A 14,159-nucleotide genomic window follows, 5' to 3' on the forward strand; every position below is an offset into this window, starting at 1 on the left:
GGTGGTGCAGGCGGCGGGGCCTCCCACCCGGTTGCCCGGAAACCCCGCATATCGCTCCGATCCAGGGATCGTGCTACGGCCGGGAGAATATCACCGTGTCACGCCTGCCCGATGCCTGAAGCGGTAAGAGACCGCGCACCAAGCATCGAGCGATAGGCTACCCGTGCGCCCGCCCGAGATCAAGAACGGCCGGGTCCACGCCGCGAAGCCGGCTTCCTACGATACAAAGCGCAAGCCCTTCCCGAACCGTAGGGCGACCGGCCCAGTGCCCCGCCCGTTCGGCCCTTGGGTTGTCTACTTGATGGTTTCCGAGACGGCCCTCACCCCCGCCCGATATAAGGCATCGCGCTCGCCATCACGGTCATGAACTGCACGTTGGCCTCCAAGGGCAGCGATGCCATGTGCAGCACCGATTTCGCCACGTTCGACACGTCCATCACCGGCTCGACCGCGATGGACCCGTCCGCCTGGGGCACGCCCTTGGTCATCTTGGCGGCCATGTCGGTCAGCGCGTTGCCGATGTCGATCTGGCCGCAGGCGATGTTGTAGGGCCGCCCGTCGAGCGACAGCGACCGCGTCAGCCCGGTGATGGCGTGTTTCGAGGCGGTATAGGGCGCCGAGCCCCAGCGCGGCACATAGGCCGAGACCGAGCCGTTGTTGATGATCCGCCCGCCTTGCGGGTCCTGCACGCGCATCCGGGCAAAGGCGGCACGGGCACAGATGAAGCTGCCGGTCACGTTGATGTCGATGCAGCGCCGCCAGTCCTCGACCGAGATCTCGTCGACGGTGCCGCCCATGACCGACACGCCCGCGTTGTTGAACAGCGCGTCGATCCGTCCCCATTCGGCGAGCGCCGCGTCGAAGGCCGCATCCACCTGGCCCTCGTCGGTGACGTCGCAGGGCAGCGCCAGCGCGTCGGGATGGCTGGCCGCCGCCGCGGTCACCGTCTCCTGGGTGCGCCCGACGATGCCCACGCGCCAGCCCGCGGCCAGAAACGCCTCGGCGCAGGCCTTGCCGATGCCGCGCGCGGCACCGGTGATGATGATCGTCTGCGCCATGGCGCGCCTCCCCTCGTTCCGTTGCCCCGGCGGGGCCTAGTGGTTGTCTCTCGGCAGGTCGCGCCCGACCTTCTGATAGGCGGTCGCCAGTTCCAGGCAGCCGCCATCGGCCAGTTGGCCCACATGGGTGCGGTAGATCTCTTCCCACGGCGTCTGGCTGACGATCTCGGGCGGCGCCCAGGCGGACTTGCGCGCCTCCCATTCGGCCTCGTCCACCAGCGCGTCCATCCGGCTGGCATTGAGGTCCAGCCGCACGGTATCGCCGGTCTGCAGATAGGCCAGCCCCCCGCCCACCACGGATTCGGGCGAGGCGTTCAAGATAGAGGGGCTTTCCGAGGTGCCCGACTGGCGCCCGTCGCCCACCGTTGGCAGGTGGTTGATGCCGGCCCGGATCAGGTGATCGGGGGGCTGCATGTTGACCACCTCGGCCGAACCCGGATAGCCGACGCAGCCCACGTTGCGGATGAACAGGATCGTGTTCTCGTCGATGCCGAGGGCGGGGTCGTTCAGACGGTCGTGGTAATCCTCGGGGCCCTCGAAAACGACGGCGCGGGCCTCGTAGATGCCTTCCTTGCCCGGCTCCGACAGGAACCGCGCGCGGAAATCGTCGGAAATCACCGAGGTCTTCATCAAAGCCGAGTCGAACAGGTTCCCCGTGAGTACCTTGAACCCCGCATTGGACCGCATCGGCGCGTCATAGGTCTTGATCACGTCGCGGTCGACGCTTTCGACCCCCGCGAGGTTGACGCCCATCGTGTTGCCCGTGGCGCTCATCGCGCCTTCGTGGATGCGGCCCGCCTTCATCAGCTCGCCCATCACCGCGGGCACGCCGCCGGCGCGGAAAAAGCTTTCGCCCAGGTATTCGCCCGCCGGCTGCATGTTGAGCAGCAGCGGCACGTCGTAGCCGATACGCTCCCAATCCGTCACGTCGAGATCGACGCCCGCGTGGCGCGCGACCGCCTGAAGATGCGGCGGCGCGTTGGTCGATCCGCCGATGGCGGCGTTGACCACGATGGCGTTCTCGAACGCCTCGCGCGTCAGGATGTCGGACGGTTTCAGATCGTCCAGCACCATCTGCACGATGCGCTTGCCGGTCTCGTAGGCCATCCCCATACGCTCTCGAAACGGGGCGGGGATGGCGGAGTTGCCGGTCAGGCTCATGCCCAGCGCCTCGGTCATGGCGTTCATCGTGCTGGCGGTGCCCATGGTGTTGCAATGGCCCAGCGACGGGGCCGACGAACAGACCCGGCTGATGAATTCGTCATAGTCGATCTTGCCTTCGGCCAGCAGGCGGCGGCTTTCCCAGACGATGGTACCCGAGCCGGCGCGCTTGCCCTTCCACCAGCCGTCCAGCATCGGCCCGCCATTGAGCGCGATCGCCGGAATGTCCACGGTCGCAGCGCCCATCAGCATCGCGGGCGTGGACTTGTCGCAGCCCGTGGTCAGCACCACCCCGTCCAGCGGATAGCCGTGCAAGATCTCCACCAGCCCCAGATAGGCAAGATTGCGGTCGAGCGCGGCGGTGGGCCGCTTGCCGGTCTCCTGCAGGGGATGGACGGGAAACTCCATCGGCACGCCTCCCGCCTCGCGGATGCCAGCCTTGATACGGTCCATCAGGAAGACGTGGATCTTGTTGCAGGGCACGAGGTCGGAGCCGGAATTGGCGATGCCGATGACGGGCCGTTCGCTTTGCAGCTCGTCGCGTGTGAATTCCTGGTTCTGGTAGCGTTCCAGGTAAAGCGCGGTCATCCCCGGGTTGTTGGGGTTGTCGAACCATTCCTGCGAGCGGAACCGCTTGTTCGCGCGGGTATCTGTCATGGCTTGCCTCCCATGGGCGCGCCGCCATTGCCGCCGCCCTTGGCACAGGTTTTCAATTTGGTATACCAAATGCAAGGGGATTCATACCGTCCCGGGGAGGAGACGTCATGAGATTGCGCACCGCGCTGGGCCTCGCCGCCCTTCTGGCCGGGCCCGTTCCGGCCGCGGCGGCCGAGATCGACCTGCCCGCCGTCGCCGCCTGCGTCGAGGCGCACGCGGCCATGGGTGACTTTCCCGCGCCCTGTCTGGCCAAGACGATGGCCGAATGCCGCGCGATCCCGCCCGACAGCCCTGCCCTTGCCTCGCAATGCTTCCGCGAGGCCCGCGAGTCGTGGTTTGACGGCATCGCCGCGCACATGGCCGAGATCCGCAAAACGGCGCCGGAAGAGATCGCCGCCATTGCCGGGATCGAGCTGAAATACGACCTCATGGCAGACATGACTCAATGCGACCGTATGGAGGAACTGGCCCTCGTCGGCCCCGGCGCCGCCGAAGACATCCAACGGCAAAAGGACACCTGCGCCGCGGCGGCCGCGGGCAAGGCCTATATCCGGCTCCTCTGGCGCTCGCGGAACCTGCAATGACCCGGGCCGAGGCCTTCTGGCGCGGCTATCGTGACTGCGCGCCGTTCATCATCATCGTGGTGCCCTACTCGATGCTGTTCGGCGTGGTGGCCCGCGATGCCGGGCTCGACATCCTGCAAACCATGTCGATGTCGGTCCTGGTGATCGCCGGGGCCTCGCAATTCACCGCGCTGGCGCTGTTGCAGGAAAACGCCCCGGTCTTCATCGCGCTGCTGATCGCGCTGGCGGTGAATTTGCGCATGGCGATGTATTCGGCGGCGCTGGTGCCGCATGTGGGCCATGCGCGGCTGGGGGTGCGGGCGCTGATGGCCTACCTGATGGTCGATCAGGCCTTTGCCGTGGCGGTGCGCACCTACGAGGACAACCCGACCATGCCGACCGCGGTGAAGGTGGCCTATTACTTCGGCTGCATGATGCTGATCTGCCCGGTCTGGTACGCCTTTACCCTGATCGGCGCGGTGGTGGGGCGCGGCCTGCCGGCCAGCCTGTCGCTCGATTTCGCGGTGCCGGTCTGTTTCATCGCGATGCTGGCGCCGCTGTTGCGGTCGCTGCCCCATGTCGTCGCCGCGCTGGTCTCGGCGCTGGCGGCCATCGCCTTTGCCTGGGTGCCATGGAGCCTCGGCCTGCCGGTCGCCGCCGGAATCGCGATGGTCGCCGGCGCCCAGACCGAGCTTTACCTGCGCCGCCGCGCCGCGCGGGTGCGCCCATGATTTCCGACACCGCCTTTTGGGGCCTTACGCTAGGTCTGGGGGTCGGCACCTTCCTGATCCGGTTTTCATTTCTCGGCATCCTCGGCGGACGGCAGTTGCCCGACTGGGCGCTGTTGCACCTCAAATATGTGGGCGTCGCGGTCTTTCCCGCGCTGGTCACGCCGCTGGTGCTGTGGCCCGAGGCCACTGGCGGGGCGTTCGAACCCGCCCGCCTGATCGCGGCACTGGCCGCCCTCGTCGCGGGGCTGCGCACCGGCGTCGTGGGGGCCATCCTGGCCGGGATGGGCACGCTCTACCTGCTCCAACTCATTCCCGGTCACCTCTAGAGAAAGGCTTGCCCGATGATCGAAGAACCTCCCGTCCTGACCATCGTCACATCCCGCCCCCGCCCCAGCGCCGCGCAGATCGCGGCGTTTCAGGGTGTGCCCACCGGCTTTGTCTGCGACGCGATGGAGGGGCTCGGCGCGCTCGACACCGCCATTGCCCCCGTCGGCGGGGTGATGGACCCCGACGTTCGGGTCGCCGGCCCCGCGCTGGTGGCCGACAACGGCCCGGCCGAGATCCTTGCCACGCTGGCGGCGGTCAACCTGGCCCAGCCCGGCGACGTGGTGGTCGCCGCGGTCTCGGGCTACCAGGGCTGCTCGGCCAGCGGCGACCAGGTGATCGGCATGTTCAGGAACGCCGGCGCGGCGGGGCTCGTCACCGACGGGCCGCTGCGCGACTACGAGGGCATCGCCGAGGTGGGCCTGCCCGCCTGGTGCACCGGGCTCAACCCCAACTCGCCCTACAGCAACGGCCCCGGCACCGTGGGCGGCGCGGCCTTCATCGGCGGCCGGCAGGTCGCCTCGGGCGACATGGTCGTGGCCGATTGCAGCGGCGTGGTGGTCGTGCCCTTCGCCCGGATCGACGCGGTGATCGCCGCGCTCGACACTGTCCGGACGCTGGAGGAAGAGCTGGAGGCCAAGGTGAAAGACGGCTTTCGCACGCCGCTCGACCTCGAGGACCTGCTGGCCTCGGGCAAGGCGGTCGAACTGGGCTGACGCCGGCGCTCAGCCAAAGGCGCTTTTGGCCCCGCCCGATTCCTGCATCCGGAAGATCGACGAGGTATCGGGCGCGGGCGGCAGCGGCATGCGCACCGGCACCTGCTCCAGCCGGGGGGCGAGGCAGGGTGCGCCGGTGATCGTGCGGTCCTGCAGATCGTCCCAAAACCGGCGCTGGCCAAGCGCGTGGAAATAGCTGTTCGCGCCAAGGATCGGCCAGGCATCGGCCTTGGCGATCTCGTAGAACAGGATCATCCGCGCCCGGTCGCTGACATTGGGGGCCGAGCCGTGCAGCAGCCGCGCGTGATGCACCGTCATGCTGCCGGCACGGCCGGTCAGCGTCACGGCCCTGTCGCGCTCGAAGAGCGGGTCGTCGGGGTCGATCGCCCCGCAGAACACGCCGTTGGCGTTGTGGCTCAGGATCGGCCCCTTGTGGGTGCCCGGGATCACCATCAGCGGCCCGTTCGCCTCGTCCACATCCTCCAGCATCAAACCGAAGGCCAGCAAATCGTCATTGGTATGCGGGTAAAAGGCCCAGTCCTGGTGCCATTCCACCGCCGCCCCGCCCCCCGGCGCCTTGGTGTTCAGCTTGGAGGTCAGCAGCGTCGTGTCCGGCCCCAGCAGGTCGGTCAGCACCTCGGTCACGCCCGAGCGCGTCAGGATTTCCCAGAAATACGGGTCGCGCTTGTGCGGCAGCTTGATCCGGGTCAGGCGCGGGCCGTCGGGCCCGTGCCCCTTGTCGAGGTCGTAGACCTCGTCGCTTGTCGATACATGCCGCGAGGCGTCGATCAGCCCGTGGGTGATCTTTTGCAGCCGCGCCAACTGGTCGGGCGTCACCGCGTCCTCGACCATCAGATACCCGTTCTCGGCGTAAAACGCCTTTTGCGCTTCGCTCAGCATCTCTCCCCCTTTCGACAGGCGCCTCAGCCGCCCGTCTTGGTCACCTCGTCCATGTCGAGCCCGTTCAGCCGGCCCACATGGTCCGACAGCATCGGCACGTAATCCTGGCCCGCCCCGATCGCCTCGGCATGGGTGTAGTAATGCCGCGCCGCCGCGGCCATCACGTTGACCACGCCCGCCTCGGTCGCCATGGCGTTGACATAGCGCAGGTCTTTCGAGGCGTTGGCGATGGCGAACTTGTGGGCGTCGCGGTTTCGGTCGACCACGTAATTCATGAAGGTGTCGAAAAACCCGCAGCCCATGCGGCTGGGCGCGATCACCTCGCGGAATTGGGCGGGCGAGATGCCCACCTTGGCGGCCAGCACCGTGGCCTCGGAATAGAGCGCGCCGTAGCTCATCGAGATGAAGTTCATCAAGAGCTTCATCTTATGCCCGGTGCCGACCGGGCCCATGTGGGAAACCGACCCGGCCCAGCAGTCGATCACCGGGCGGATGCGCTGCAACACATCCTCGTCTGCGCCCACCATCGCGTCCAGCATGCCCGCCTCGGCCTCTTTCGGGGTGCGGCCCAGCGGTGCGTCGACCATGGCCGCGCCTTTTTCCGCCAGCTCGTCGGCCAGCGCCAGGGTCGAGGTCGGGTCGGCCGTGGTGGTGTCGATCACAACCAGCCCCTCCCGCGCGCCCGCCAGGATGCCGTCCTCGCCCCGGATCACCGCCTCGACCTGGGGCGAGTTCGACAGGCACAGGTGGATGACATCGCATCCCTCGGCCATCTCGCGCGGGCTCGCGGCCTCGGTCGCGCCCATCCCCACCAGGCTGTCCACCGGCACCCGGTTGCGATGCCCCTTGATGACCAGCGGATAGCCGCCCTCAAGGATGTTCTTGGCCATGCCGTGGCCCATCAGGCCGACGCCGATAAAGCCGATGACCGGTTTGTCGCTCATGTCCTCTTTCCTCCCTCGGTTCTGGTTTCGCGCCGTGCGGGACGGCGGGCGGGGCGATGCGGGCCTCGCCCGCGAGCGCCGCGCGGCGGCCCCTCTTCACAGGCTCGCCGTGATCCCCCCGTCGACGAACAGCGTGTGACCGTTGACAAAGCTCGACGCCGGCGCGGCGAGGAACACGCAGGCGCCGACCAACTCCTCTACCCGGCCCCAGCGCCCCGCCGGCGTGCGCTTTTCCAGCCAGGCGCAAAAATCCGGGTCGGCGACCAGCGCGGCGTTGAGCGGCGTGTCGAAATAGCCCGGTGCGATGGCGTTGCAGTTCAGCCCGTGCCGCGCCCAATCCGTCGCCATGCCCTTGGTCAGGTTGGCAATCGCCCCCTTCGAGGCGGTGTAGGGCGCGATGCCGGGGCGCGCGAGCGCGGTTTGCACGCTGGCGATGTTGATGATGCGCCCCGCACCGCGCCCGATCATGTGCCGCGCGACCGCCTGGCCGACATAGAAGGCCGAGTTGACATTGGTGCGCATCAGCCGGTCGAACGCCTCGACCGGGAAATCCTCCAGCGGCGAGCGGTGCTGCATCCCGGCGTTGTTCACCAGGATGTCGATCGGCCCCTGCGCCGTCTCGAACCCGTCGACGGCCGCGCGCACCGCGCCCGCATCCGTCACGTCGAACTCCAGTGTCTCGACGGCCGCGCCTTCGTCGCGCAGCGTTGCCGCCGCGGCCTCCAGCCGCTCGGCGTTGCGCGCGTTCAGCACCACCGCCGCCCCGGCCCCGGCCAGCCCGCGCGCCAGCGCCAGGCCGATTCCCATAGACGAGCCCGTCACGAGGGCCCGCTGGCCGCTCAGGTCGAACAATTGCATAGCGCCTCCCCCGGGCCTTGGCCGGAAAGGTTGACAACACCCCCCCAAGCGGCCTTCATGGCCGAAAATGGTATACCATTTTGGCGGCGTTGCAACCCGCCACCCCAGGGAGGTCCAGCCGATGAAAGCGCTTTATGCCGACGCCGCGCGCGAGTTGCGCCTGGCCGACTGCGACGCCCCCGCGCCGGGGCCGGGCGAGGTGCGCCTGCGGCTGGCCCGCGGCGGCATCTGCGGGTCGGATTTGCACTATTTCCTGCATGGCGGGTTCGGCGCGGTGCGCCTGAAAGAGCCGATGATCCTGGGCCACGAGGTCGCCGGCCATGTCGAGGCGCTGGGCGACGGCGTCACCGGTCTGGCCCAGGGCGATCTGGTCGCCGTCTCGCCCTCGCGCCCCTGCGGCGCCTGCAGCGAATGCCTGCGCGGGCTGCCCAACCAATGCCTGAACATGCGCTTTTACGGCTCGGCGATGCCGTTTCCCCATATCCAGGGCGCGTTCCGCGAGGCGCTGGTCGCGGAGGCCGGCCAATGCGTCAAGGCCGACGGGCTGACCCCGGCCGAGGCCGCCATGGCCGAGCCGCTTTCGGTGGTTCTGCACGCGGTGCGCCAGGCGGGCGGCCTGGTGGGCGCGCGCGTGCTGGTCACCGGCTGCGGGCCCATCGGCGTTTTGGCGATCCTCGCCGCGCGCCGCGCGGGAGCGCAGGAAATCATCGCCACCGACATCGCCGAGAACGGGCTGGCCTTCGCCCGCAAGGCCGGCGCCGACCGCGTGCTGAACACCGCCGCCGCCCCCGAGGCGCTGGCCCCCTATTCCGAGGCCAAGGGCAGCCTCGACGTGCTCTTCGAATGCTCCGGCGCCGATGCGGCGCTGCGCGCCGGCATCGCGGCGCTGCGCCCGCGGGGCCGGGTCGTGCAGCTGGGCCTGTCCGGCGACATGGCGGTGCCGATGATGCAGATCACCGCCAAGGAGCTGTCGGTGACAGGCTCGTTCCGCTTTCACGAGGAATTCGCCACCGCCGTGGCGATGATGCAAAAGCGGCTGATCGACGTGCGCCCGCTCTTGACCCATTCGTTCCCGCTGGCCGAGTACCAGACCGCTTTCGAGACCGCGGCCGACCGCTCGCGCGCGATGAAAGTGCAGCTGGAGTTCGCCTGATGCTGACCTTCGCCGCGGCGGTCTTCTTCCTGATCATCACGCCGGGGCCCGGGGTGCTGTCGACCGCGGGATTCGGCGCGGCCTACGGGTTCCGCGCCAGCCTGCCTTATGTGCTGGGCCTCTTCATCGGCACCAACCTTGTGGCGCTCGCGGTGATCTCGGGGGTGGCTGCCGTGGTGCTGTCGGTGCCCGCGATCCGTGTCGTGCTGATGGCGGTCTCGACGGCCTACTTGCTCTATCTCGCGGCCAAGATCGCCTTCGCGGGCTCCAAGATCGCCTTCATCGAGGCCAAGGCCGCGCCGGGCATCGCCGCGGGCGTGCTGTTGCAGGCGATCAATCCCAAGGCCTACGCGGTCAACACCACGCTTTTCGCGGGCTTTCCCTTCGCCCCCGACAACCTGGTTTTCGAGACCGTGGCAAAGCTCGTGATCGTCAACACGATCTGGATCCCGATCCACCTGGGCTGGCTATACGCCGGCGCCACGCTGCACCGGCTCAACCTGTCGGAAACCGCCCATCGGCGGATCAACTACATGATGGCGGCCTCGATGCTGGCCGTCGTCGTGCTCGCCATCCTTGCAGGGCTGAGCCAGACATGACCCACGACGCCGCCCTTGCCGCGCTTTCCGCCCTGCTGGGCGAGCGCCTGTCGACGGGGCGGGCCGACCTCGCCCTGCACGGCCAGAACGAAACCTACTATCCCGACACCCCGCCCGAGGCGGTGGCCTATCCGGAGACGACGCCGGAGGTGTCGGAGATCGTGAAGATCTGCGCCGCCCGCGGCTGCCCGGTCACCGCCTACGGGGCGGCCAGTTCGCTGGAAGGCCAGCACCTTGCGATCCGCGGCGGAATCAGCCTCGACATGGGCCGGATGAACCGGGTGCTGGCGGTGAATGCCGAGGATATGAACGCGGTGGTCCAGCCCGGTCTCACGCGCACGGCCCTGAACGAAGAGCTGCGCGCGACGGGCCTGTTCTTCTCGGTCGATCCGGGCGCCGATGCCTCGATGGGCGGCATGGCCGCCACGCGGGCGAGCGGAACAACCGCCGTGCGCTACGGCACCATGCGCGAGAACGTCCTCGCGCTCGAGGCGGTGATGGCCGACGGCACGATCGTGCGGACCGGTACGAAGGCGCGCAAATCCTCGACAGGCTACGATCTGACCCACTTGCTGGTCGGCTCTGAGGGGACGCTGGGCATCATCACCGAGCTGACGGTCAGGCTCCACGGCATCCCCGAGGCGGTGGCCGCCGCGACCTGCCGGTTCGACACGGTCGAGGACGCGGTGAATTGCGTGATCCTGACCATCCAGTCGGGCCTGCCCATGGCGCGGATCGAATTGCTGGACGAGATGATGGTGAAGGGCTTCAACCGCTACGCCGATGCCGGGCTGCCTGAAAAACCCCATCTTTTCCTCGAATTCCACGGCACGCCCGCCGGCGTGGCCGAGCAGATGGAAAGCTTCCGCACCATCGCCGAGGATTTCGGCGCCGAGGCGTTCGCCACCGCCACCAGGCCCGAGGACCGCACCGCGCTTTGGGCGATGCGCCACAAGGCCCATTACGCCTCGGCCGCGCTGGGCGGGGGCAAGCATTTGTGGCCCACCGATGTCTGCGTGCCGATCTCGCACCTGGCCGAAGCGGTGGTCGAGGCGCAGGAGGCCGCCGCCGAGATGGGGCTGACCTGCACCATCGTCGGCCATGTCGGCGACGGGAATTTCCATGCCGGGCTCAGCATCGACCCGACCGATGCGGGCGAAATGGCCCGGGCCAAGGCCTACACCGACAAGCTGGCCCAGACCGCGCTGCGCCTGGGCGGCACGGTCAGCGGCGAGCACGGGATCGGCATCGGAAAGCAGGCGCAGATGGCGGGCGAACATGGGCAGGCCCTGGCCTTCATGCGCCGGATCAAGACCGCCTTCGACCCCGGCGGCATCCTCAACCCCGGCAAGCTCTTGCCCGACGACGCCTGAGAAAGGAGGCCCGCCATGCTGCCGCTTTCCAACCCCGATCCCGAGGCCCTGCTGGTGGGCCGCGTCTGGCGGCCCGGCATCGGGCCCGCGCTGGTGCTGCTGCGCGGCGAGACGCTGATCGACATCACCTCGCCCGAGTGGCCGACCCTGCGCGACCTGCTGGAGCAGGACGACCTGCCGGCCCGGCTGCGCGGCGCTGACGGCACTCCCTTTGCCACGCTGGGCGATGTGACCGGCGGCGCCGACGGCGCGCCGCGCCTGCTGGCGCCGTGCGATTTGCAGGCGGTCAAGGCCTCGGGCGTGACCTTTGCCGAAAGCATGGTGGAACGGGTGATCGAGGAACAGGCCGCCGGCGACCCCGACCGGGCCGACGCGATCCGCAAGAAGGTGCAGGCAGCCATCGGCGACAGCCTGTCGGGCATCGCGCCGGGGTCCGACAAGGCGATGGAGGTCAAGCGCGTGCTGCAGGCCGAGGGACTGTGGTCGGCCTATCTGGAGGTCGGCATCGGCCCCGATGCCGAGGTCTTCACCAAATGCCAGCCCATGGCCTCGGTCGGCTGGGGCGCCGAGGTGGGCCTGCACCCGATGTCGACCTGGAACAACCCCGAGCCCGAGATCGTGCTGGCGGTGAACAGCCGGGGCGAGATCCTGGGGGCGAGCCTCGGCAACGACGTGAACCTGCGCGACGTCGAGGGGCGTTCGGCGCTGCTTCTGGGCAAGGCCAAGGACAACAACGCCTCCTGCGCCATCGGGCCGTTCCTGCGCATCTTCGACGCAGGCTACGGCATGGCCGACGTGGACCGGGCCGAGTTGACGCTGAAGGTCGAGGGCGAGGACGGCTTCGTGCTGGACGGCCATTCCTCGATGACGAAGATCAGCCGCCGCCCCGCCGACATCGTGGCCCAGACCATCGGCCGCCACCACCAGTACCCCGACGGGTTCATGCTGTTTCTGGGCACTCTCTTCGCGCCCATTCAGGACCGCGGCACCCCGGGCCAGGGCTTTACCCACAAGCTGGGCGATTCGGTCACGATTTCCGAGCCCAAGCTCGGCAGCCTGCGCAACATCGTGCGGCTCTCGACCGAGTGCCCGCCATGGGAGTTCGGCACCGCCGCGCTGATGCGCAACCTCGCGGGGCGGGGGCTGTTGTGACGGGCGGGCGGTTCCTTTCCATCGGCGAGATCATGGTCGAGATGGCCCCCGCCGATGGCGGGCTTTTCGCCATGGGGTTTGCCGGGGACACGTTCAACACCGCGTGGTACGCGCGCCGCGTGCTGCCCGCCGACTGGCAGGTCGGCTATTTCACCGCCATCGGCACCGATGCCGTGTCCGACGACATGGCCGCCTTCATGGCGCGCGAGGGCATCGACACGGCGGCCGTGCGCCGGGTGCCGGACCGCACCGTGGGGCTTTACATGATCCAGCTCAAGCGCGGCGAGCGCAGCTTTTCCTACTGGCGCGGGCAGTCGGCGGCAAAGACGCTGGCCGATGACACCGGCGCGCTGGGCGCGGCGCTGGCGGGGGTGGATATCGTGCATTTCTCGGGGATCACGCTGGCCATCCTCAGCGCGCCGGCGCGCCAGGCCTTTTGCGCCGCGCTGGCCCGGGCGCGCGCGGCGGGCAGCCACATCGCCTTCGATACCAACCTGCGCCCGCGCCTCTGGCCCGGGGCCGAGGCGATGCGCGACGGGCTGATGCAAGGCGCGGCGGTGGCCGACACGGTGCTGCCCTCGCTCGACGAAGAGGCGCTGGCCTTCGGCGATGCGACGGCCCAGGATACCATCGCGCGCTACCGCGCCGCGGGGGCCTCGACGGTGGCGGTCAAGAACGGGGCCGAGACCTGCCATGTCTGGTCGGCCGACGAGGGCGCGTTTTCGGCCGACCCGCCCGAAGTGGCGCGCATCGTCGACAGCACGGCGGCCGGCGACAGCTTTGCGGCCGCGTTTCTGGCAGCCCGCGCCGAGGGCGCCGCGGTGCAGGACGCGGCCGCCCGCGCAACGGCACTGGCCGCGCAAGTGGTGCAACGGCGCGGCGCGCTGGCACCTGAAATCTTTGAAAAGGGAGGAACGTCATGAAGGTTCTGATCATCGGGGGCGGCGGGCTTGTCGGGCAAAAACTGGGCAAGGCGCTGGCCGCGCGCGGCACGCTGAGGGGCGTGCCGATCGATACCCTGGTCCTGGCGGACGTGGTCGACCCGCCGCTCTTCGAGGCGCCCTTCAAGCTGGAGACCGCGCGATGCGACATCGCCGACCCGGCCTCGGTCGCCGCCGCTGTCGACGCCGACACCGACGTGATCTACCTGCTGGCCGCCATCGTTTCGGCCCATGCCGAGGAAGACCTCGACGCGGGGCTGAGGATCAACATGATGGGCACGCTCAACGTGCTGCAACGCTGCCGCGAACTGGGCTCCAAACCGGTGCTGGTCTTCACCTCGTCAATCGCCGTCAACGGCGGCGAGGTGCCCCAGCCCTATACCGATTTCACCGCCCTCAACCCGCAAACCTCCTACGGCGCGCAAAAGGCCATCGGCGAGTTGCTGGTCAACGATTTCTCGCGCCGCGGGCTGATCGACGGGCGCGGGTTCCGCCTGCCCACGATCTCGGTCCGGCCGGGCAAGCCGAACCGCGCGGCCTCGGCCTTCATGTCGTCGATCTTTCGTGAGCCGCTGCAGGGGCAAAACGCCAATTGCCCGGTGGACCCCGATTTCAACCACTACTACCTGAGCCCACGCAAATGCGTCGAAAACCTCGTCAAGGGGGCCGAGCTGCGCGCCGAGGACCTGGGCCTGAACCGCTGCATGCCGATGCCCGGCCGGGTCTGGACGATTGCCCAGATGATCGAGGCCATGACCGCCGTGGCCGGGCCCGAACCCGCCAAGCTGATCACCTGGGAGAAGCAGCCGGAACTGGAGCCTATCCTGAAGGGGTGGCGCATGGAGATCCACGCCGACAAGGCCGAGCGGCTGGGGCTGGAGGCCGATGCAAGCTTCGAGGACAATATCCGGTATTTCCTCGAGGACGATCTGGGCTGAGCTGACCTGCAAGCCGGACCGCCGGGGGCCCTGCCCCCGGACCCCCGGGATATTTTTAGCCAGAAGAACCAGGCAGGCCGGGACGAGGCGG

Annotated in this window: 15 protein-coding genes; 10 read left to right on the forward strand and 5 right to left on the reverse strand. The window is 68.7% G+C overall.

Features of this window, described 5'->3' with window-relative positions; all coding sequences use genetic code 11:
- Positions 1–320 precede the first annotated feature (320 nt).
- Together Ga0609869_RS14575 and Ga0609869_RS14580 are read right to left on the reverse strand one after the other, a co-directional pair.
- Positions 321–1,058: an SDR family oxidoreductase gene (locus tag Ga0609869_RS14575; RefSeq protein WP_125403899.1), complete on the reverse strand. Its 738-nt coding sequence runs from the start codon at positions 1,056–1,058 to the stop codon at positions 321–323.
- A 36-nt stretch (positions 1,059–1,094) separates the two neighbouring features.
- Positions 1,095–2,876, reverse strand: a complete 1,782-nt coding sequence (locus Ga0609869_RS14580) for an IlvD/Edd family dehydratase (protein WP_125403900.1) — start codon at positions 2,874–2,876, stop codon at positions 1,095–1,097.
- A gap of 107 nt (positions 2,877–2,983) precedes the next feature.
- Between Ga0609869_RS14580 and Ga0609869_RS14585 the strand changes: the two genes are divergently transcribed.
- From Ga0609869_RS14585 to Ga0609869_RS14600, 4 genes are read left to right on the forward strand one after another with little or no spacing between them, the layout of a single operon-like run.
- A complete protein-coding gene (locus Ga0609869_RS14585; RefSeq protein ID WP_125403901.1) occupies positions 2,984–3,460 on the forward strand; it encodes a hypothetical protein in 477 nt (158 codons plus the stop codon).
- On the forward strand, positions 3,457–4,170 hold the full coding sequence (locus Ga0609869_RS14590) for an AzlC family ABC transporter permease (protein ID WP_125403902.1): 714 nt from the start codon (positions 3,457–3,459) through the stop codon (positions 4,168–4,170). Before Ga0609869_RS14585 ends, Ga0609869_RS14590 begins: the two co-directional genes overlap by 4 nt.
- Entirely contained in the window at positions 4,167–4,496 is a 330-nt protein-coding gene (locus Ga0609869_RS14595; RefSeq protein ID WP_125403903.1) for an AzlD domain-containing protein, read from the forward strand. Before Ga0609869_RS14590 ends, Ga0609869_RS14595 begins: the two co-directional genes overlap by 4 nt.
- A 15-nt stretch (positions 4,497–4,511) precedes the next feature.
- Entirely contained in the window at positions 4,512–5,210 is a 699-nt protein-coding gene (locus Ga0609869_RS14600) for an RraA family protein (RefSeq protein ID WP_125403904.1), read from the forward strand.
- Positions 5,211–5,219: 9 nt separating this feature from the next.
- On the opposite strand, the gene Ga0609869_RS14605 is transcribed toward Ga0609869_RS14600, so the two are convergent.
- The 3 genes from Ga0609869_RS14605 to Ga0609869_RS14615 form a co-directional block, all read right to left on the reverse strand.
- Positions 5,220–6,110, reverse strand: a complete 891-nt coding sequence (locus tag Ga0609869_RS14605) for a phytanoyl-CoA dioxygenase family protein (protein WP_125403905.1) — start codon at positions 6,108–6,110, stop codon at positions 5,220–5,222.
- A 23-nt stretch (positions 6,111–6,133) separates the two neighbouring features.
- Positions 6,134–7,054 carry an NAD(P)-dependent oxidoreductase gene (locus Ga0609869_RS14610; protein WP_125403906.1) on the reverse strand — a complete coding sequence of 307 codons (921 nt, stop codon included), beginning with the start codon at positions 7,052–7,054 and terminating at the stop codon, positions 6,134–6,136.
- Positions 7,055–7,150: 96 nt separating this feature from the next.
- Entirely contained in the window at positions 7,151–7,912 is a 762-nt protein-coding gene (locus Ga0609869_RS14615) for an SDR family oxidoreductase (protein WP_125403907.1), read from the reverse strand.
- 121 nt (positions 7,913–8,033) lie between these two features.
- Here Ga0609869_RS14615 and Ga0609869_RS14620 point away from each other — a divergent pair, with 121 nt between their 5' ends.
- The 6 genes from Ga0609869_RS14620 to denD are packed head-to-tail and all read left to right on the forward strand — an operon-like array spanning position 8,034 to position 14,068.
- Complete coding sequence (locus Ga0609869_RS14620; protein WP_125403908.1) at positions 8,034–9,065, forward strand: L-idonate 5-dehydrogenase; 1,032 nt, start codon at positions 8,034–8,036, stop codon at positions 9,063–9,065.
- Positions 9,065–9,664, forward strand: a complete 600-nt coding sequence (locus Ga0609869_RS14625; RefSeq protein ID WP_125403909.1) for a LysE family translocator — start codon at positions 9,065–9,067, stop codon at positions 9,662–9,664. Before Ga0609869_RS14620 ends, Ga0609869_RS14625 begins: the two co-directional genes overlap by 1 nt.
- Positions 9,661–11,037: an FAD-binding oxidoreductase gene (locus Ga0609869_RS14630; RefSeq protein ID WP_125403910.1), complete on the forward strand. Its 1,377-nt coding sequence runs from the start codon at positions 9,661–9,663 to the stop codon at positions 11,035–11,037. The genes Ga0609869_RS14625 and Ga0609869_RS14630 overlap by 4 nt, the downstream gene beginning before the upstream one ends.
- A 15-nt stretch (positions 11,038–11,052) precedes the next feature.
- Positions 11,053–12,189 carry a fumarylacetoacetate hydrolase family protein gene (locus tag Ga0609869_RS14635; protein WP_125403911.1) on the forward strand — a complete coding sequence of 379 codons (1,137 nt, stop codon included), beginning with the start codon at positions 11,053–11,055 and terminating at the stop codon, positions 12,187–12,189.
- Positions 12,190–12,221: 32 nt separating this feature from the next.
- A complete protein-coding gene (locus tag Ga0609869_RS14640) occupies positions 12,222–13,112 on the forward strand; it encodes a sugar kinase (RefSeq protein WP_125403912.1) in 891 nt (296 codons plus the stop codon).
- Positions 13,109–14,068 (forward strand): D-erythronate dehydrogenase, encoded by a 960-nt coding sequence (denD, locus tag Ga0609869_RS14645; protein WP_125403913.1) that lies wholly within the window; start codon positions 13,109–13,111, stop codon positions 14,066–14,068. Before Ga0609869_RS14640 ends, denD begins: the two co-directional genes overlap by 4 nt.
- The last annotated feature ends 91 nt before the right edge of the window (positions 14,069–14,159 follow it).

The sequence above is a fragment of the Rhodovulum iodosum genome, from assembly GCF_041020385.1.
Classification (GTDB): Bacteria; Pseudomonadota; Alphaproteobacteria; order Rhodobacterales; family Rhodobacteraceae; genus Rhodovulum; species Rhodovulum iodosum.